The 18981-nt window shown below is 66.1% G+C and carries 13 protein-coding genes; 5 read left to right on the forward strand and 8 right to left on the reverse strand.

The genetic code is table 11. The features are described from left to right. Positions 1-94: 94 nt before the first annotated feature. From ACQR2C_RS23215 to ACQR2C_RS23240, 6 genes are all read right to left on the reverse strand, one after another. Positions 95-3172 carry an efflux RND transporter permease subunit gene (locus ACQR2C_RS23215; RefSeq protein ID WP_434882203.1) on the reverse strand — a complete coding sequence of 1026 codons (3078 nt, stop codon included), beginning with the start codon at positions 3170-3172 and terminating at the stop codon, positions 95-97. A 34-nt stretch (positions 3173-3206) separates the two neighbouring features. After that, entirely contained in the window at positions 3207-4322 is a 1116-nt protein-coding gene (locus ACQR2C_RS23220; protein ID WP_316183260.1) for an efflux RND transporter periplasmic adaptor subunit, read from the reverse strand. Then, positions 4322-5902, reverse strand: coding sequence for an efflux transporter outer membrane subunit (locus ACQR2C_RS23225; RefSeq protein ID WP_434882204.1), 1581 nt, complete (start codon positions 5900-5902; stop codon positions 4322-4324). Before ACQR2C_RS23225 ends, ACQR2C_RS23220 begins: the two co-directional genes overlap by 1 nt. A 295-nt stretch (positions 5903-6197) precedes the next feature. Continuing rightward, entirely contained in the window at positions 6198-7118 is a 921-nt protein-coding gene (locus ACQR2C_RS23230; protein ID WP_315802462.1) for a PepSY-associated TM helix domain-containing protein, read from the reverse strand. Positions 7119-7362: 244 nt separating this feature from the next. Continuing rightward, complete coding sequence (gene dctA, locus ACQR2C_RS23235; protein WP_316218340.1) at positions 7363-8676, reverse strand: C4-dicarboxylate transporter DctA; 1314 nt, start codon at positions 8674-8676, stop codon at positions 7363-7365. 46 nt (positions 8677-8722) lie between these two features. Continuing rightward, positions 8723-9694, reverse strand: coding sequence for an amidohydrolase family protein (locus ACQR2C_RS23240; RefSeq protein WP_315802464.1), 972 nt, complete (start codon positions 9692-9694; stop codon positions 8723-8725). 555 nt (positions 9695-10249) lie between these two features. Here ACQR2C_RS23240 and ACQR2C_RS23245 point away from each other — a divergent pair. The 3 genes from ACQR2C_RS23245 to ACQR2C_RS23255 all read left to right on the forward strand — a co-directional run bounded on the left by ACQR2C_RS23245 (position 10250) and on the right by ACQR2C_RS23255 (position 14932). Next, entirely contained in the window at positions 10250-11482 is a 1233-nt protein-coding gene (locus ACQR2C_RS23245; protein WP_316183264.1) for an acetyl-CoA C-acetyltransferase, read from the forward strand. A gap of 252 nt (positions 11483-11734) precedes the next feature. Beyond that, positions 11735-13522 (forward strand): chloride channel protein, encoded by a 1788-nt coding sequence (locus ACQR2C_RS23250; RefSeq protein WP_315802466.1) that lies wholly within the window; start codon positions 11735-11737, stop codon positions 13520-13522. An 81-nt stretch (positions 13523-13603) separates the two neighbouring features. After that, a complete protein-coding gene (locus ACQR2C_RS23255; RefSeq protein WP_316183265.1) occupies positions 13604-14932 on the forward strand; it encodes a PQQ-dependent sugar dehydrogenase in 1329 nt (442 codons plus the stop codon). 43 nt (positions 14933-14975) lie between these two features. Here ACQR2C_RS23255 and ACQR2C_RS23260 read toward each other — a convergent pair whose 3' ends face one another. Further along, positions 14976-15743, reverse strand: a complete 768-nt coding sequence (locus ACQR2C_RS23260) for a thermonuclease family protein (RefSeq protein ID WP_315802468.1) — start codon at positions 15741-15743, stop codon at positions 14976-14978. Positions 15744-16090: 347 nt separating this feature from the next. On the opposite strand from ACQR2C_RS23260, the gene ACQR2C_RS23265 reads away from it, so the two are divergent. Further along, the gene (locus ACQR2C_RS23265; RefSeq protein WP_434882205.1) at positions 16091-17128 is read left to right on the forward strand and encodes a S1C family serine protease; all 1038 of its coding nucleotides are present in this window, start codon (positions 16091-16093) and stop codon (positions 17126-17128) included. 773 nt (positions 17129-17901) lie between these two features. On the opposite strand, the gene ACQR2C_RS23270 is transcribed toward ACQR2C_RS23265, so the two are convergent. Then, the gene (locus tag ACQR2C_RS23270) at positions 17902-18168 is read right to left on the reverse strand and encodes a hypothetical protein (protein WP_316183523.1); all 267 of its coding nucleotides are present in this window, start codon (positions 18166-18168) and stop codon (positions 17902-17904) included. A 125-nt stretch (positions 18169-18293) separates the two neighbouring features. On the opposite strand from ACQR2C_RS23270, the gene ACQR2C_RS23275 reads away from it, so the two are divergent. Then, on the forward strand, positions 18294-18980 hold the full coding sequence (locus ACQR2C_RS23275; protein ID WP_434839735.1) for a cysteine hydrolase family protein: 687 nt from the start codon (positions 18294-18296) through the stop codon (positions 18978-18980). The last annotated feature ends 1 nt before the right edge of the window (position 18981 follow it).

Consider the following 18981-nt stretch of genomic DNA (forward strand, 5'->3'; position numbering starts at 1 on the left):
ATATATCGTTTAAGTATATCGTTTGTCAATGCCGGGCTGCTCGATTGTCGGGTCTTCGCCTAAGCTTCTGATATTTCGTTGTTTTGTAAGCCGTTTAAGGAGCGGCTGTCGCCCCGGCAGCCTGGGCCGGCGTCTCGTGCGCCGTACCCCGATGGGCGATCAGCGCATAGGCGACGGGGACCACGAACAGCGTGAACAGGGTGCCGATGGCGAGCCCGGTGGCGATCACCAGCCCCATGTTGAAGCGCGACACCGCGCCGGCGCCGCTCGCGGCGATCAGCGGGATCACGCCGAGCACCATCGCCGCCGTGGTCATCAGGATCGGGCGCAGGCGGACGGTGGCCGCCGCGATGATGGCCTCGGTGCGGTCCTTGCCGTGTTCGCGCAGCTCGTTGGCGACCTCCACCATCAGGATGCCGTGCTTGCTGACGAGGCCCATCAAGGTGACGAGGCCGACCTGGGTGTAGATGTTGATGCTGGCGCCGCCGATGCCGAGGCTGATGAAGATCAGTGCGCCCGCCAGCGACATCGGTACCGACACCAGGATGATGACCGGATCGACGAAGCTGTTGAACAGCGCGGCGAGCGCCAGGAAGATGATGATCAGCGCGAACACGAAGGTGGTGACGAAGCCGCCGGATTCCTGCTCCAGCTGCCGCGAGGCGCCGCCATAGTCGATCGAGTAACCCGATGGCAGCGATGTCGCGATCTCTTTCAGGGTGGCGAGCGCGTCGCCCATCGCGATGCCCGGCATCGCCACGCCGGAGATGGTCGCCGCGTTGATCTGCTGGAAGTGGTTGAGCGACTCGGGGATGGTCTTGCGCTCGAGCCGGGCCACGGTCGACAGCGGCACCATGGCGTTGCCGCTGGTGCGGATCGAATAGTCGAGCAGCTGCGTGTCGGTGAGGCGATCGTTCTGCCGGACCTGCGGGATCACCTTGTAGGAGCGGCCCTCCAGGCTGAAATAGTCGAGATAGTTGCCGCCGAGCATGGTCGCGAGCGCGCCGCCGAGATCGCTCATCTTGAGGCCGAGATCGGCGGCCTTGTCGCGGTCGAACACCACGGTGGTCTGCGGCTTGTCGATCTTCAGGTCGCTGTCGAGGAAGATGAACCTGCCGCTCGCCAGCGCCTTGGTCATGAAATCCCGCGACACGTCGTTGAGCTCGTTGAAGGACCCCGTGGTGCCGATCACGAACTGGACCGGCAGGCCGTTGCTGCCCGGCAGCGGCGAGGGCTGGAACGCCACCGAGCGCGCGCCGGCGATGCCGTTCAGGAGCTGCTGGAATTCCGGCTGCAGGGTCTTGGTCGTCGCCTTGCGCTGATCCCACGGCTTCAGCACCCAGCCGCCGATCACCTGCGTCGAGGTGTCGATCTGGAACACGGTGCGCGTCTCCGGCCGCTGCGCGATCAGGCCGTACAGTTGCTGGCCGTAGAACTGGCGCTGCTCGAGCGTGGCCGAGGGCGCGGAATTCGTCAGCGACAGCACGATGCCCTGGTCCTCGTCCGGCGCGAGCTCGCTGGTGGAGCTGACATAGAGCCAGGGGATCATCGCGAGCAGCAGCAGCGCGAACACCACGACCACCGGCTTGGTCGCGAACACGCTTTCGAGCCCGCGGCGATAGCCATGCGCGAGCCGTTCGAGCACATGGTCGATCGTTCTCACCAGCCGCGCCTCGAGGGTGGTGGCGTCGCGCTCGGTCCGGCGCAGCAGCCAGGCGCAGTTCATCGGCGACAAGGTCAGGGCGATCACCGCCGAGACGGTGACGGCGCCGGCCAGCGTGAAGGCGAATTCGGTGAACAGCGCGCCGGTGAGGCCGCCCTGGAAGCCGACGGGCACGTACACCGCAATCAGAACCACGGTCATCGCGATGATCGGGCTCGCCAGCGCCCGCGCCGATTGGATCGCCGCCTCGACCGGCGGCACGCCCTCGTCGATCAGGCGGTGCACGCTCTCGACCACGATGATCGCGTCGTCGACGACGAGGCCGATCGCGAGCACCAGGGCCAGCAGGGTCAGCAGGTTGATGGAGAAGCCCATCAGCAGCATCAGGCCGAAGGTGCCGATCAACGACAGCGGAATGGCGATCACCGGGATCAGCACCGAGCGCCACGAGCCTAAGAACATGAAGACCACGACGATCACGATCCCGATGGCCTCCACCAGCGTGTGGATCACCTCGTCGATCGACGAGTTCACGAAATCGGTGGAGTCGTAGAGGATCTCGCTGGTGATGCCGTTCGGCAATTGCCGCTGCAGCTCCGGATAGACCGCCTTCACGCCGTTGATGACGTCGAGCAGGTTCGCGGTCGGCGCCACCTGGACGCCGATATAGACCGCGGTCTTGCCGTTGAAACGCGTCGCGCTGTCGTAGTCGTCATTGCCGAGCGTGACATTGGCGACGTCGCGCAGGCGGATGATGGCGCCATTGACCTGCTTGACGACGAGGTTGCGGTATTGCTCCAGCGAATGCAGGTTGGTCGCGGCGGCGAGGTCGACCTGCACGAGGCGGCCCTTGGTGGTGCCGAGCCCGGAGATGTAGTCGTTGCCCGACAGCGCCGTCGACACGTCGGTCGCCGTCAGGCCATAGGCCGCGAGCTTGTCGGGATCGAGCCAGGCGCGCAGCGCGAACTTCTTGGCGCCGAGCAATTCGGCGGTCTGCACGCCGGAGACCGCCTGCAGCTTCGGCTGAACCACGCGCGTCAGATAGTCGGTGATCTGGTTCGGCGCCAGCACGTCGCTGGCGAAGCCGATATACATCGCGTCGATGGTCTGTCCGACCTTCAGGGTCAGGGTCGGCTGCTGCGTGCCGGTCGGCAACTGGTTCAGCACCGAGTTCACCTTGGCGTTGATCTCGGTCATCGCCTTGCCGGAATCGTAGTTGAGCCGCAGGTTCACCGTGATGGTGCTGCTGCCGGTGACGCTGGTCGACGTCATGTAGTCGATGCCGTTGGCCTGGGCGATCGCATTCTCCAGCGGCGTGGTGATGAAGCCGGCGATGATATCGCTATCGGCGCCGGCATAGGCCGTGCTGACCGTGACGATGGCGTTCTGCGTGCGCGGATATTGCAGGATGGCGAGCGTCGTCATCGAACGCAGGCCGAGCACGAGGATCAGCGCGCTGACCACGAGCGCCAGCACCGGCCGACGGATGAAGATGTCTGTGAAGCGCATGGGCGGGCTCTGAAGGTCGGAGGCTTTTCGCGAATTACTGATCGACGACGTCAGGCGCGGCCTCGGCGACCGGGACGTGCGAGTTGTCGATTCTCACCGGGCTGCCGTTGCGCAGCTTGATCTGGCCCGCGATCACCACCGTCTCGCCCGGCTTGATGCCGTCGGTGATCGCGATCCGGTCGCCCTTGGCCGGCTTGCTCTTGACGAAGGTCTGCCGCGCTCTGCCCTGGCCGTCCTTGAGATCGTCGACGACATAGACGAGGTCGCCGTAGGGATTGCTGACGACAGCCGTCAGCGGCAGGGTGACGAGCTGCTCGGGCTGTCCGGTCGCGATCTCGACCTTGGCGAACATGCCCGGCAGCAGCCGCGCCGCCGCGTTGTGCAGCGTGGCGCGGACCTGGACGTTGCGGCTGGTGGAATCGACCTTGGCGTTGATGGCCGAGATCTGGCCGGCGAAACGCTCGGCAGGGAAGGCATCGACCACGATGGTGATGTCCTGGCCGATGCGGATGTCGGCGAGCGATTGTTGCGGCAGATAGAAGTCGACGAAGATGGGATCGAGGCTCTGCAAGGTCACGATGGTGGTGCCCGCGCTGAGAAATTGTCCGAGATCGACGGCGCGGATGCCGAGGCGGCCGGCGAACGGCGCCTTCAGGGTCTTCTGCTCGACGACCGCCTTCTGCTGCGCGACCAGGGCCTGCGCGTTCTTCAGGTTGGCGCGGTCGCTGTCGAGCGTCGCCTGGCTGACGGCGTTGAACTTGATCTGCTCCTCGTCGCGCTTGACGACGATGGCGTTGTTCTCGGCGGTCGCCTGCAGCGATTGCAGCTTGGCGACGTCGTCGGTGGCGACCAGTTGCAGCAGGGACTGGCCGGATTCGACGGCATCACCCGAATTGAACTGGATGCTCTGTACGATGCCCGAGACCTGCAGTGACAGATCGGCGCCGTTAACGGCGCGCAGCGAGCCGACTGCGGTGAGATTGGAGCGCCACGGCGCGGTCGCCGCGACCGTGGTCGAGATCGTCTGCGGCGGGTTCGCCATGGCGCCGATCGCCTTGGCGATCATGATGCCCTTGAAGGTCTGGAAGCCGTACAGGCCGCCGAACAGAGCGGCCATGGCGGCCAGCATGATGACCATGCGCTTCTTCATTACATTGCTTCCTGGGTCGTACGATTGGGACCGGCGAAATAGCCGGGATTGGCGCGCGGCAGCGCCGCCGGTGTCTCGTCCTGCCGATTCCACCAGCCGCCGCCGAGCGCCTGGAACAGCGCCGCGGTGTCGGTGAAGCGCGTGGCCTGCGACTTGATGCGGGAGACCCGGGCGTTGAGATAGGATTGCTGCGCGGTGATGACGTTGGCGTAGGGAACGGCGCCGGTCTTGAACTGCTCGACCGACATTGCAAGGCTGTCGGCCGTGGCCTTCTCGGCGGCGGCCTGCGCCTTCAGCGCCTCGGCGTCGTACTGGATGGCGCGCAGCGAATCCGCGACGTTCTGGAACGCCGTGATGACCGTGCTCTTGTAGAGCGACAAATCCTGCTCGAACGTGGCGACGTCGGCCTCCTTGGTGTGGTACAGCGTGCCGCCGTCGATCAGCTTCTGGCTGACGCTCGAGGCGGCATCCCATACCAGCGTCGTCGGCGAGAACAGCCGCTCCGGCCCGCTCGCGCCGTAGCTGCCGGACAGCGTCACCTGCGGCAGCAGGTTGGCGATCCCGACGCCGACGGTCGCAGTCGCCTGGTGCAAGGTCGCCTCGGCCTGCCGGATGTCGGGACGCTGCCGGACGAGCGACGAGGGCAGGGAGACCGGCAGCTTGCGCGGCAGCTTCAGCTCCGCGAGCGTCACGTGCTCGCCGCGGTCCTGGCTCGGCAGCCGGCCGAGATAGGCCATCAGTTGATTGCGCTGTTGCGCCAGTTGCTTCTGCAGTGGTGCCAACGTCGCCTTGGCCTGCGCCAGCGTTGCCTCCTGCGCCAGCACGTCGGATTTGGAGATCGCGCCGACGTCGAACTGGCGCTGGATGCGGCCGAGCTGATCGGTCTCGGCCCTGATGATCTCCTCGGTCGCCGCGATCTGGTCGCGCAGCGAGGCGTCGGTGATCGCGGCGGTCACCACATTGGCGGTCAGCGCGAGATACGTCGCCTCCATCTTGAACCCCTGGTAGTCGGCCTGGGCCTGCAGCGCCTCGACCTGACGCCGCGTACCGCCCCATAGGTCGAGCGCGTAGCTGACGCTGACGGAGCTACCGTAGAGCGTGTAGAGCGACGTCTGGCCAGGCCATTGTCCCTGCTGCGTGCTGGAGGCCTGCGTACGCTCGGCCGACCCGCTAGCGCTCAGCTGCGGAAACAGCGCGCCCTGCTGCGACAGAGCGTTCTCGCGCGCAGCACGCAGCGCCAATTGTGCGGCCTCGATGTCCGGGTGGTTGCGAATCGCCTCCTCGACGAAGGCGTTGATCTGCCGGGAATGAAACAGCGCCCACCAAGTGCCGGGCAGATCGCCTCCGGGCGCGAAGCTCTGCACATTGCCGCCCGGTGTCGAGGCGTTGGCGGTCGCGGCGAGCCGACGTTCGGCCACATAACCGGTTGCGGCCGGCGCGTCGGGAGACATGAAGTCCGGGCCGACCGCGCAGGACGCGAGCAGCATGCTGCAACCGAGCAGGCCGAGCCGCAAGGGCAATGCGCTGCGTCTTGGGACTGGTCCCGAACAGCCGTGAAACAATTGGACATCATCAGACATGAAACTAAACCGTTTCGTTTTCTGCTGCTGACGATGCGTGTCAGTACCGATCTGGTCAAGTCACGTTGATGACAGGACGGGCTTGCTCACACCTTGACGTCTCGCGCACGGTCCGTGCGGCGTCGGTGCCCGCCTGCGCCGGACGCGCATGACAGTTCTGAGACGAACGCCGAGAACGCCGCTGCCCGTCCCGTACCAGGCCGCGGCGACGAACCGGGCCGCGCAGATCGCGCAGAAGGTCGTAATTGGAAGCCGGCCCGCAGGGCGGGCCGGCTCCATGCGATGATCGCAATCGTCAGGACGGCATCGAGGATGCCACGGCGGTCTTCGCCGGCACGTCGCGCGCGCGGCTCGGGCGCCGCAGCCGGCGCTGCGTCCAGATCAACACGCCGGTGACCAGCAGCGCGAACAACGCGACCGAGATCAGAATGTTGGCCGCGCTTCCGATCAGAGACCAGTTGCCTTCGTGCAGCAGGCGCGGCCAGTTGCGCGGCAATGCGGAGAGCCCGTCGGACGTGACCGCATAGGCCCTGAGCTCATCGTCCTCGATGATCCTCGCCATCATCCGCCCGCCGCGATTGCCGATCGAGTTCACCGACGACAGGTCGTGGTCCCTGGATACGATGCTGACGGCCTCAGGCAGCGAGATGCGCTTGGCCGCTGCGGGCGGCGCGCTGCCTGCGAAGGTGAGGCCGAGCTCGAGGCAGAGTCCGGTGAGCGGGCTGAGCAAAATCAGCGGCAGCGTGAACCAGGCCGTGCCCTTGTGCCAGCCGGACAGCGTGTTGCGCAGCCGCGGCAGTCCCATCAGGATGCCGATGATCATGATGCCGACCATGGCGACGGTCGAGATCAGAGTGAGGCCGGGGATTCCGATCAGATGCTCGTGGGTCCTGCGCGCCCACGAGAAGACGCTGGCCATCGCCGGCCTCTCGACCGCGGCGCCGGTCGTCATGTCGACCTCGGTGCCTGGCGCCCCCTGCAAGGTGAGGTGCTGCATGGAGGCGTCGATTGACAGGCCGCGTGCCTTGCCGTCGGGATCGTACTGCTTGATCAGCGCGACCACGCGCGCCGGATCGACGCTGTGCGGCTTGACGGCGGCGACCTGTGCCATCGGCTCGAAGGAGAGGATCATCCCGGTCACGATGATGACAAGCAATGGCAGCGCGAAGACGAGGCTGATCCAACGGTGAAGTTTGAGCAGAAGCTGCTTGTTCATGATCGTCTCCGATTGATCGTCTCGCGCACGGTGTCATGCGGGACCGGTGGTCCTCAGGCGCTTGCTCCGTGAACGTTTCTGATCGTTCTTGCTGGACGACGCGGGGATATCGACACGTCGTCCGCTGCGCTTCATTAGCTGAGCGCAGCAGCGAGACGAAAGAAGACAACTATTAATTTTAGGTCATGCGCCGTTTGATCGGCGTCAATGCGGCGAGACTCGCTTCACGTCTGCTTCAATGATTTCAATTTGCATCAGATGCCGTCATGACGCCATCGAGCACCTCGCGCAGGCGCGTCGCGTCCAAGCCATTCTCCCACCTCGCGATGACGATGGTGGCGACCGCGTTACCTATCAGGTTCGTCGGCGTCAGCCCCTGCGACATCAGCCGGTGAATGCCGAGCACCAAGGCGACACTGGCGACCGGAATCGTTCCGGTCGCGGCCAGCGTTGCGGCCAGCACGACGAAAGCGGCGCCGGCGATGCCGGCTGCGCCCTTCGATGTCACCAGCAGGATCAGCAGCAGCCCGATCTGGTGACTGACGTCGAGATGCGTGTTGGTCGCCTGCGCCAGGAACACCGCGGCGGTGGCGAGGTAGAGGCAGGTGCCGTCGAGATTGAACGAATAGCCGGTGGGGATGACGAGACCGACGATGCTGCGTTCGCAGCCGGCGGCTTCGAGCTTCGCCAGCATGCGCGGCAGCACGGTCTCCGATGACGTGGTGGCGATGCAGACCAGCACCTCGTCCCTGAGGTAGCGGATCAGCTTCCACAGGCTGAAGCCGGTGAAGGCGGCGATCGGTCCGAGCACGGCGGCGATGAAGATCAGGCAGGTCAGGTAGAAGCTGCCGAGCAGCAGGCCGAGCTTGGCGAGCGAGCCGATGCCGAACTTGCCGACGGTGAAGGCGATTGCCCCGAAGGCGCCGAGCGGCGCTGCCCACATCACGATCCGGACGACGCCGAAGATCATCTGCCCGGCGACCTCGATCACGTCCGTCACCGGCTTGGCGCGATCGCCGAGCCAGATCAGCGCAAAGCCTGACATCACCGAGATGAACAGCACCTGCAGGATATTGCCCTCGGCAAAGGCGCCAACGAAGGTCTGCGGGATGATGTTGAGCAGGAACGGCACGAAGCCGACCGCAGCGGTCTGCTTGACATAGGGCTCGATCGTTGCGGAGTTGATCGTTGCCGGGTCGACGTTCATGCCGACGCCGGGTTGAAACAGGTTCACCGCGGTCAGGCCGATGATCAGCGCCAGCGTCGTGATGGCCTCGAAATAGATCAGCGCCTTGATCGCGACGCGGCCGACCTTGGCCATGTCGGCCATGTGGGCGATGCCGTTGACCACCGTGCAGAAGATGATCGGCGCGATCAGCATCCGGATCGCCTTGATGAAGGCGTCGCCGAGCGGCTGCATCTGGGCGCCGAGATCCGGCTTGATGGCACCGAGCAGGATGCCCGCTGCCATCGCGATCATGACCTGGACCCAAAGCTCCTTCCACCAGCCTCGGCGGGCGCCTGGCTTGCTGTCGGCGGTGAGGGTCGTGGCGGTCATGATCGGTCCTGTCGCTGAAAGGTTCGAAGTCGCAGCTGGCGGTGACTCAGCTCTTGGGCTCGAACTTGAACAGCCGTTCGGGATTGCTGACAAGCAGCTTTCGCTGCATGGCCGGATCCGGGGCGTAGAGTGGGATCAGATCGACCAGATCGCCGTCATTGGGCATGATCTTGACGTTCGGATGCGGCCAGTCGGTGCCCCAGATGACGCGATCCGGCGCGTTGTCGATCAGCTTGCGGGCGAACGGGACCGCGTCGTGGAATGGGGGGCCGGAGGCCGAAGCGCGCTCGGGACCGGTGATCTTGATCCAGCACTTGTCGTCGCTCGCCTGCAGGTCGAGCAGCGCCTTGAACCCGGCATCGTCGATCCCCTTGGCGGCGCTGATCGTGCCCATGTGGTCGATCACATAGGTGACCGGCAGCGCCTTCAGGATCGGCACGAATTCCTGGATCGTTCCGGCCTCGAGATAGATGTCGACGTGCCAGCCGATCGCCGCGACGCGGTCCACGAGGCTGCGGAAGACGTTCATGTCGCCGACGCCGCCGAGGCGGCGGAGGAAGGCGAACCGGCAGGCGCAGATGCCGGCCTTGCCGAGCGCCGCGAGGTCGGCATCGGACATCGCCGCATTGATGTTGGCGACGCCCTTGTAGTTGCCGTTGCTCTGCGCGATCGCATCGGTCACGACCCGATTGTCGGTGCCGTGGACGGTGGCGTTGACGATGACGGCGCGCTCGACGCCGATCTTGGCGTGCAGCGCCCGGAACATCTCCAGCGATGCGTCGGGCGGCGTGTAGGGGCGGGTGGGCGAGAACGGATAGGTCGCGGCCGGTCCGAAGATATGGGTGTGGGTATCGACGCTGCCCGGTGGCGCCCTGAAGCTTGGGGTCTTCGGTGCCGGATCCGGCCCGGCGATGTTGGGGATCTTGGCCTCTTCGGCGGAGAGTTGCGCGGGGACCGCGCCGAGCACGCTTGCCGCTCCCAGTCCGGCCATGGTGGCCAGCAGATCTCGTCTCAACATCAGGGCGTCCTCCTCGGAATGGCCGGTCGCAGGCAGGCTCCGCCTGCCAGGCGCGGGCATCGTTCGTGTTTGCTATCGTCACCCTACGATGGCGAGGTCAGGCGACCTCTCAACGTGGCGTCGTGATCATGGCGTGCTCCGGATCCGGGGCCGGCGGATCGCGGTGATCCCAGTAGGATCTTGCGGCCTCTGCAGCATGACAAGAAGCATTGGGTGAACGGTCAGTTCGCTTGCTTGGACAATGCTCTGCAGTCCAATTGCCAACGTTGCCGAGACCCTCCGTTCGAGCTGCGTTGCAGCGCGACTGGGCGAGACCGGCTGCTCTTCAACCCGTCTGTGAGAAGGCAGCGTCAGCGCGCCGATCTGCGGAATTGTTCGTGCGACGGAAAGGTGAGCTGCGTCAACGCCATGGCGTGCGTTTTGGTCATGCGCCGGCAGCTTCACGCGCCGTTGTGAAGACCGCATGCGCAATGCTATGCGACAACAAAGAGAGCGTGCGGCCGCCGAGACGCTGCGCGCTGTCAGCGCACAGCAACATCGGGCAAAGGAAACACCATGGTCGACGCGCTCATCATCGATGCCTGCAGGACGCCGCGCGGTATCGGCAAGGCCGGCAAGGGCGCGCTCGCCGGGCTGCATCCGCAGCATCTCGGCGCCACCGTGCTGCGTGCGCTGGCCGAGCGCACCGGCATCGACACCGGCGATGTCGACGACATCATCTGGGGCTGCTCGTCGCAGCGCGGCCCGCAGAGCGGCGACCTCGGCCGCATGTCAGCGCTCGATGCCGGCTACGACATCCGCGCCTCCGGCGTCACGCTCGACCGCTTCTGCGGCTCCGGCATCACCAGCGTCAACATCGCCGCCGCCTCGATCATGGCAGGGCAGGAGGATCTCGTCGTCGCCGGCGGCTGTGAGATGATGTCGATGGAGGGCCGGCGCGGCGAGGGGCCGCTGATGATGGATGCCGGCAATCTGCATCTGCGCGCGCTGCACCCGCAGTCGCACCAGGGCGTCTGTGCCGACGCCATCGCCACCATGGAAGGCATCACCCGCGCCGATGTCGACGCGCTCGGGCTGGAGAGCCAGAAGCGCGCGGCGGCGGCGATCGCTGCCGGCCACTTCAAGAAGAGCCTGGTGCCGGTACGTCGCGAGGACGGCAGCCTCGCGCTCGACCACGAAGAATATCCCAGGCCGCAGACCACGGCGGAGGCGCTCGCCGGGCTGAAGCCGGCGTTTCCGGCGATCGCCGACTACGCGCTTGACGAGAAGGGCACGACCTATCGCAACCTGATCCTGCAGCGCTATCCCGACCTCGAGATCGACTTCGTCCATCACGCCGGCAACTCCTCGGGCGTGGTCGACGGTGCGGCAGCGATCCTGCTGGCGTCGCCGTCTTATGCCAAGGCTCATGGTCTGAAGCCGCGGGCACGCGTCGTGGCGATGGCCAACATGGGCGACGACCCGACCCTGATGCTGAACGCCCCGGTGCCGGCGACGCGCAAGGTGCTGGCCAAGGCCGGGCTCAAGCTTGATGACATCGACCTGTTCGAGATCAACGAGGCGTTCGCCGTCGTCGCCGAGAAGTACATCCGCGACCTCAAGCTCGATCGCGCCAAGGTCAATGTGAACGGCGGCTCGATCGCGCTGGGACATCCGATCGGCGCCACCGGCTCCATCCTGATCGGGACGCTGCTCGACGAACTCGAGCGGCGCGATCTCAAGCGCGGCCTGGTCACGATGTGCGCGGCCGGTGGCATGGCACCCGCGATCATCATCGAGCGGGTCTGAACGGTCGATCTCCTCGATTTGAGTTGCACGCGCCCGTTGCGGAGTCTCCCGTGGCGGGCGCCGTCGTTTTAAACTTGGGCTGCTTGTGACCTCAGCGGTGCCGCGCGGAGGCGTAGGATCGCGCGGGCCGCGGCGGTTCCACTTTCCGGACCGGTCAACCACGTTTCGACTGGACAGGAATTCGCGCTTGTTCCGCTAGTTGCGACAGGTTATTGCCACGGCGAGGCCTCATCGTAGAAGAAATGGCTCTCCGTGCTGTCGACGCTGTCGCATATCATCGATCGCAAGGCTTCGAACCGGGTGGTCACGCGGCTGCGGGCCCTGCTGCGCAGCAACGAGTTCTACCTGATACCGCTGGCGCTGGTGATCGGCGTCGCGACGGGTGCGATCGTGACGGTGATGAGCCTGATCGCGCAGGTCGCGCATGTGGTCATCTATGGCATTCCGATCGATGTCCGGCTCAGCGCTCATACCTGGGTCAACCCGGCGGTCGCGCTGATCGCACCCGCCTGCGGCGGCCTCGCGCTCGGGATCATGGAATGGCTGCGGCGGCGCTGGAAGATCGCGGCCGCGGTCGACCCCGTCGAGGCCAATGCGCTGCGCGGCGGACGGCTGTCGATGCGGGACAGCATCGTGGTGAGCGGCCAGACCCTGGTCTCCAACGGCTCCGGCGCGTCGGTCGGGCTTGAGGCCGGCTACACCCAGATCGGCGCCGGCGTCGCCTCGCTTCTCGGGCAGTATCTCACACTCCGCCGCAACGATCTGCGCCTCATCCTCGGCTGCGGTGCGGCGGCAGCCATTGCGGCCGCCTTCGGCGCGCCGATCACCGGCGCGTTCTATGCCTGTGAGCTGATCGTCGGCGTCTACTCCGTGGGCAGCGCGGCGCCGATTCTGGCGGCGTCGCTGGCAGGTGCGCTGACCTCGCAATATCTCGCCGGCGCGCCGTATTCGCTGGAGATCGCCAAGGTCGGCGCGGTCGGCTTCGAGCAATACATCGCGCTGTTCGTGCTGGCGCTCCTCGTCGCCGGCATCGGCATCGTGGTGATGCGCGCCTCGCCGGCGGTCGAGCGGCTGTTCGTCCGCATCCCGGTCTGGCTGCGCCCGGTGATCGGCGGGGTCTGTGTCGGCGCCATGGCGATCGTGACGCCGCAGGTGCTGGCGGCTGGCCACGGCGCGATGCTGCTCGATCTGCATCGCGAGATGGCGGTCGGCATGATCGCCACCATCATCGTGCTCAAGCTCGCCGCCTGCCTGATCTCGCTGGCCTCGGGCTTCCGCGGCGGTCTGTTCTTCGCCTCGCTGTTCGTCGGCAGCCTGCTCGGCAAGCTGTTTGCGGGACTGCTCGCGCTGGCCGGCCTCGGGCTCGCGATCGACCCGCTGGTGGCGATGCTCACCGGCATGGCGACGCTCGGTGTCGCCATCGTCGGCGGGCCGCTGACGATGTCGTTCCTGGTGCTGGAAATGACCCGCAGCGTCGACGTCACGGCCGTCGTGCTGGGCGCCTGCATCGTGACGTCGGTGTGCGTCCGCGTCCTGTTCGGCCACTCGTTCTCGACCTGGCGACTGCATCTGCGCGGCGAGACCATCCGCAGTGCCAACGACGTCGGCTGGCTGCGCAACCTCACGGTCGAGCGGCTGATGCGCTCCGACGTCGCCAAGGTGCCGACCACGACCAGCATCGCGGCCTGCCGGCGCGAGTTCGCGCTGGGCACGCGCCAGGCCGTGGTGGTGGTGAACAACAGCGACGATTATTGCGGGCTGGTGTCGCTGCCCGATCTGTTCTCGGGCGAACTGGACTCCATCGCCGACGAGATCCAGGTGGTCGAGCTCGCCAAATATTTCGACGTCGCGCTGTTGCCCGAAATGAACGTCAAGACGGCGATGAAGATCTTTGACGATTCCGGCGCGGAAGAGCTGGCGGTGCTGGAATCGGAGAACAGCCGCAAGGTGATCGGCTTCCTGACCGAGTCCTTCGCGCGCCGCCGCTATGTCGAGGAGATCGACCAGGCGACGCGCGGTGTGCTCGGGGCGCTGTCGTGATCGCGTCCCATCGCGGCGACACGTGATCGCCGGTCCTCGACCGGGGTAGACTGCCGGCCGTTCGAGACGCGCGAGGACTGCATGACGAGACTGATGAGCACGGCTGTCGTGGCGACCTTGAGCGCGCTGGCGGCGACCGCCGCCGCAGCCGAACCTGCTGTGCTGAAAGGCAAGGACGCGTTCGGCAGCTGGCAGGGTGATGCACCGGGCACGATCAGGCTGATCCGCCCTGAAGACCTGCCCACGCCGGGGGCGACGGCGTCCGCCGCGAACGTGTCCCGCGTGGTGCAACGACCGGCCTCCGCCGTGCCGAAGGTCGTCGACGGTTTCAAGGTCGCGCTGTTCGCCGAGGGGCTGAACGGGCCGCGCATCCTCCGCACCGCGCCGAATGGCGACATCTTCGTCGCCGAGACCCGGGCCGGGCGCGTCCGCGTGCTGCGCCCGAGCGAGGACGGCAGCAAGGTCGCCTCCAGCGAGATCTTTGCCGACCGTCTCGGCCATCCCTTCGGCATCGCGTTCTATCCGAGCCGCGATCCGCAATGGGTCTATGTCGCAAGCACCGAGCGCGTCATGCGCTTTCCCTATCGGGCTGGCGACATGAAGGCGTCGGCCGCGGCCCAGACGATCGCCGATCTGCCGGCCGGCTACGGCCATTCGACGCGCGATATCGTCTTCACCAGGGACGACAAGCGCATGCTGGTGTCGGTCGGCTCCGCCGGCAATGTCGGCGAAGCGCTGGGAGAGCCAGCCGGCGGAATCAGTGCCTGGATCAAGGCGCATCCGCTCGGCGCGGGCTGGGGCGGAGAGACCGACCGTGCCGGCGTGCTGGCATTCGATCCCGACGGCCAGAACCGCAGCCTGTTCGCCACCGGCATCCGCAACTGCGTCGGCCTCGCCATCCAGCCGGCAACCGGAGCGCCGTGGTGCTCGACCAACGAGCGCGACGGGCTCGGCGACGATCTGGTGCCGGATTATGTCACGCGGGTGAAGGAGGGCGGCTTCTATGGCTGGCCCTGGTACTACATCGGCGACAACCCCGACCCGCGCCATGCCGGCGAGCGCCCCGACCTGAAGGGCAGGATCACCGTGCCCGACGTGCTGCTGCAGCCGCATTCGGCCTCGCTCGGTCTGACGTTCTACGACGGAAATCTGTTTCCGCCGGAGTATCGCGGCGATGCCTTCGCCGCCGAGCACGGCTCGTGGAACCGGTCGAAGCGCACCGGCTACAAGGTGATCCGGATCAGGCTCAAGGACGGCGCGCCCACCGGCGAATACGAGGATTTCGTCACCGGATTCGTCGTCAACGATCGCGAGGTCTGGGGGCGGCCGGTCGGCGTCACCGTGGCGCGCGACGGCAGCCTGCTCATCTCCGAAGACGGCAACGGCACGATCTGGCGCGTCAGCCGCTGATGGACCAGCTGATGCGGCATTGAGAAGCACGAGCGGGCCGTCCTCACTTCTTCGGTGCGCGGCAGTTGAACGCACGGCGGAAGCCGGCGGCGCGTGCGTCGTCCTCCGAGCAGAACCAGCGGTCGGGCTCGGTGGTCGCGGGATAGCTCGGGCAGCCCTGCAGATGGTAGATGCCGATGTTGCCGGTCACGCGGGCGCGCACCGCGAACTTGCCCTTGATGCTGCAGCCCGGCGGCGCGCTCGGCGCGTCCGGGAACAGCACCGCACGGATCTCGCGGTCGCGGTCGGCGCGGCAGGCGGCGCCGAGCAGGGCGCCGTCCTTCTTGTCGGCGCGGAACTCTGAGGGCGCGACGAAGCATCCCTTCCACAGCCCGCGCACCGCCTCCTTGGCCGCGGCGACATCGTCCTTGGCGCGATACTTGATCGCCGGATCCGCGCTCATGGCGTAGCCCGCGCGCGCGACCTGTTGGTTGAGGCTGACCTTGTCGCCGTCGATGGTGCAGAGGCCGATCCTGCGGGTCTTGAGCGGCTTGTCGGGACCGAGATCGTCGCAGCGCACCGAGCGCCCGCCGATCAGCTTGCCGAGCTGCTCGCGCGCCTCGACGCCGCAGCTCCAGGAATCGGCGTGATCGTCGATGCAGAGCTGGTCGACCTCCGGCGCATCGATGCCGTCGAGCCGGAACACAGTGTCGCCGAGCTGGATCGTGTCACCGCTGCGCACCGTGGCGCTCGCCGCCAGCGATGCGCCGGTCATGCCGGCTCCCAGCACAATGGCCCCACACAACGACAACAGCCGGTCTCGCAGCCGCATGTTTTCTCCCGCAATCAATTGCATCAAATATCCGCGTCCAGTCCTATCACATCGCTCGTGAGTCACGGCAAGTGCGGCTTGGGATCCGGCGTCTCGGCCTCATGGTTCGAGACGCACCGCCATCTGGACCGACTGCTTGGCTCATTTTGGCGTGCGGCGCTTCTCACCATGAGGGTTTGAGATATTGCCGCGCAGCCGGTCCTCGTCCTGAGGAGCCTGCCGGAGGCGGGCGTCTCGAACGACGGCCGCAAGTGCGGATCAGCTCGCCCGCCTTGCGAACGGGACAGACCGCCACCTTGCGCCGGGGCAGGCTGCTACCCATCTGAGCGGCCGAAGGAAATCTTGCCATGTTGGACTTTACCTCCGATCTCGCCGGCGACGCGCTGTCGCCGGCGCAAGCGTCGTCTGCTGCCCCGGCCGATGACCGGGCGCTGCTCGACGCCTATTCCAATGCCGTCATCGACGTCACCGAGCGCGTCGGCCCTGCGGTCGTGCGTGTCGAGACTGGCCCCAAAGCCGGCTCCCGCGCCGAGCGCGGCGGCCTCGGCTCGGGCATCGTGATCTCGCCCGACGGGCTGGTGCTGACCAACAGCCATGTGGTCGGCTTGTCGAAGGCCATCCGGCTGCGCGACGTCGAGGGCGTCGTCACCGATGCGCAGGTGCTGGGCGTCGATCCCGACACCGATCTCGCTTTGCTGCGCGCCAATCACGCGCGCGACCTGCGCTACGCCGCGCTCGGCAACTCCAAGAGCCTGCGGCGCGGCCAGCTCGTGGTCGCGATCGGCAACCCGCTCGGCTTCGAATCGACCGTGACGGCCGGCGTGGTGTCGGCGCTGGGGCGCTCGATTCGCTCGGTCTCGGGCCGGATGATCGAGGACGTCATCCAGACCGATGCGGCGCTCAACCCCGGCAATTCCGGCGGGGCGCTGGTGTCCTCGGCCGCGGAGGTGATCGGCATCAACACCGCCATCATCCAGGGGGCGCAAGGCATCTGCTTTGCGGTCGCGAGCAACACCGCGCAGTTCGTGCTGTCGGAAATCATCCGCCACGGCTATGTCCGCCGCGCCTATATCGGCGTCTCCGGGCAGACCGCGCCGGTGCCGCGGCGTCACGCGCTGCTCGCCGGCGTCGAGAACAAGATGGGCGCGCTCTTGATGCAGATCGAGCCGGATGGCCCGGCGGCGCGTGCCGGCCTGCTGCCGGGCGATGTCGTGATCAGCCTCGACGGCGCCGACATCAACGGCGTCGACGACCTGATCCGCGTGCTCGACCGCGATCGCATCGGCCGCACCGTCGCGATGGATGTGCTGCGGCTGGGAAGGCTGCGCGGCATCGACATCCACCCGGTGGAGCGCAAGCCTGCGGCGCGGCAGGCGGCTGGATAAGCTTGCTACATGAGCGCATAGTGCTGGCGACGATTGGCTCGACAAGTCGAGCTGTGTGATATAGTGCCCTCTCCCCTTGTGGGAGAGGGCATGTATAGCCTCTCCGCATACTCGTTTGGGTGAGGGGTATCTCTCCGCGATTGGCGTTTTTGGAGAGATACCCCTCACCCGACCGTCCTTGTCACACTGTCGTACATGCCCTCTCCCACAAGGGGAGAGGGCGCAGTCATCAGCATGTCGCATCTTCTCCGTCGTCAAGCGGCGCTATTGAATCCAGCTGTTGCACGGCAGAGGTGTCTCCGTTCATCTAATTCACAGTCTCAAACAGCACGGGACACGACATCTCAGCCTCGCGGCGCGTCGCGCCCGAGTTCTACATTCAATTCGCCCCTCGCAAATCATGCAGAGGGCGCAGGGAATGCCGGGTGAAGGCCTCACCCATGGCCCGCCTGCGAAAAAAATGCAGGCGGCAGGTACCACAGGCAAAGCCGAACACTCCGGCATTCCCTGCGCGACGGTCTTCACGCTTATACGCAGTCTCCCTGGTGCGCCGGGCTTGTTGGCCACCATGCCGCGACAATGCTTGCGCATTGCGCGGGTGACACCAGCGTCGGGGTGTCAGGACGCTGCGACTTCACGTCCGCAAGCCATCGTTCGTCCGCGCCCTCGAAAGAGGACGCTGCGATCTCTCGCGGCCATCGCTTCCCCGCCTCGCGTGTCGTGACGATCGCGCGCTACGCCCCTCTGCGATGAGGCGGGATGCGCATAGACAATCATGATTTCCGAAAAATAGCAAGAAGATTATTTTTATCGGAAGGTGATGTGACGTTCTCCCGCCGTCGTCCCGGGCTTGACCCGACATTTGTCGGTTTGGCGCGATCGGTGGTCATGCTGCGCACAGGCGGGACGAGGTGAAGCTCAATCTCCTTCCTTGGCGCAAGGCGATGCAGCATGGCGATCATTGCATGCAATGATCGCTCATGAAATGGGCTGAGTTCGCGCCGAACGAGCCTGCCCAGCAACCGGGCAATGTCGGCCATCTTCTCAACCCCTTGAATTAGTTCGTGCTTCGCCAGGGCCGTCGCGCCTCGCCGCATTGTACACAATGGCACACCGCTTGCTTCATCAGTTGCGAGACATTCTCGCGGGGAGGCAGGCGGCTGACATGGCGAACTCATCTGCAGCGGCAACCGCGACGATCATCGCCGAGCCGGAGCCGATCACGCTCGATCTGTCCAAGACCGCGCTGGTCATCATCGACATGCAGCGCGACTTCATGGAGCCGGGCGGGTTCGGCGAGACACTGGGCAATGACGTGTCGCAGCTTGCCCGCGCGGTCGAGCCGATCGCGAATGTGCTGGCGGCGGCACGCGAGTCCGGCATGCTGGTCATTCACACCCGTGAGGGCCACGAGCCGGATTTGTCGGATGCGCCGCCGGCCAAGGTCGAGCGCGGCGCGCCGTCGCTTCGCATCGGCGATCCCGGTCCGATGGGCCGCATCCTCATCCGCGGCGAGGCCGGGCACGACATCATTCCCGCGCTCTATCCCGTCGATGGCGAGGTCGTGATCGACAAGCCGGGGAAGGGTGCCTTCTACGCGACCGAGTTGGGCGAGGTGCTGAAGCTCCATGGCATCGCCAATCTGCTGGTGTGCGGCGTCACCACCGAGGTCTGCGTCAACACCACCGTGCGCGAGGCCAATGACCGCGGCTATCGCTGCGTCGTCATCTCCGATGGCTGCGCGTCCTACTTCCCGGAATTCCACGAGATGGGGCTGAAGATGATCAAGGCCCAGGGCGGCATCTTCGGCTGGGTCGCGGACTCGGCCGCGGTGCTGAAGGCCATGATCTGAG

It is taken from the genome of Bradyrhizobium sp. HKCCYLRH3061 (genome assembly GCF_051168015.1).
GTDB lineage: Bacteria > Pseudomonadota > Alphaproteobacteria > Rhizobiales > Xanthobacteraceae > Bradyrhizobium.

Bases quoted from the DNA above. Each gene is read 5' to 3' on its own strand.
- ACQR2C_RS23260 (WP_315802468.1), bottom strand. From the start codon at position 15,743: ATGCGGCTGCGAGACCGGCTGTTGTCGTTGTGTGGGGCCATTGTGCTG.
- ACQR2C_RS23275 (WP_434839735.1), top strand. From the start codon at position 18,294: ATGGCGAACTCATCTGCAGCGGCAACCGCGACGATCATCGCCGAGCCG.
- ACQR2C_RS23225 (WP_434882204.1), bottom strand. From the start codon at position 5,902: ATGTCTGATGATGTCCAATTGTTTCACGGCTGTTCGGGACCAGTCCCA.
- dctA (WP_316218340.1), bottom strand. From the start codon at position 8,676: ATGACCGCCACGACCCTCACCGCCGACAGCAAGCCAGGCGCCCGCCGA.
- ACQR2C_RS23270 (WP_316183523.1), bottom strand. From the start codon at position 18,168: ATGGCCGACATTGCCCGGTTGCTGGGCAGGCTCGTTCGGCGCGAACTC.
- ACQR2C_RS23265 (WP_434882205.1), top strand. From the start codon at position 16,091: ATGTTGGACTTTACCTCCGATCTCGCCGGCGACGCGCTGTCGCCGGCG.
- ACQR2C_RS23255 (WP_316183265.1), top strand. From the start codon at position 13,604: ATGACGAGACTGATGAGCACGGCTGTCGTGGCGACCTTGAGCGCGCTG.
- ACQR2C_RS23220 (WP_316183260.1), bottom strand. From the start codon at position 4,322: ATGAAGAAGCGCATGGTCATCATGCTGGCCGCCATGGCCGCTCTGTTC.
- ACQR2C_RS23230 (WP_315802462.1), bottom strand. From the start codon at position 7,118: ATGAACAAGCAGCTTCTGCTCAAACTTCACCGTTGGATCAGCCTCGTC.
- ACQR2C_RS23240 (WP_315802464.1), bottom strand. From the start codon at position 9,694: ATGTTGAGACGAGATCTGCTGGCCACCATGGCCGGACTGGGAGCGGCA.
- ACQR2C_RS23245 (WP_316183264.1), top strand. From the start codon at position 10,250: ATGGTCGACGCGCTCATCATCGATGCCTGCAGGACGCCGCGCGGTATC.
- ACQR2C_RS23215 (WP_434882203.1), bottom strand. From the start codon at position 3,172: ATGCGCTTCACAGACATCTTCATCCGTCGGCCGGTGCTGGCGCTCGTG.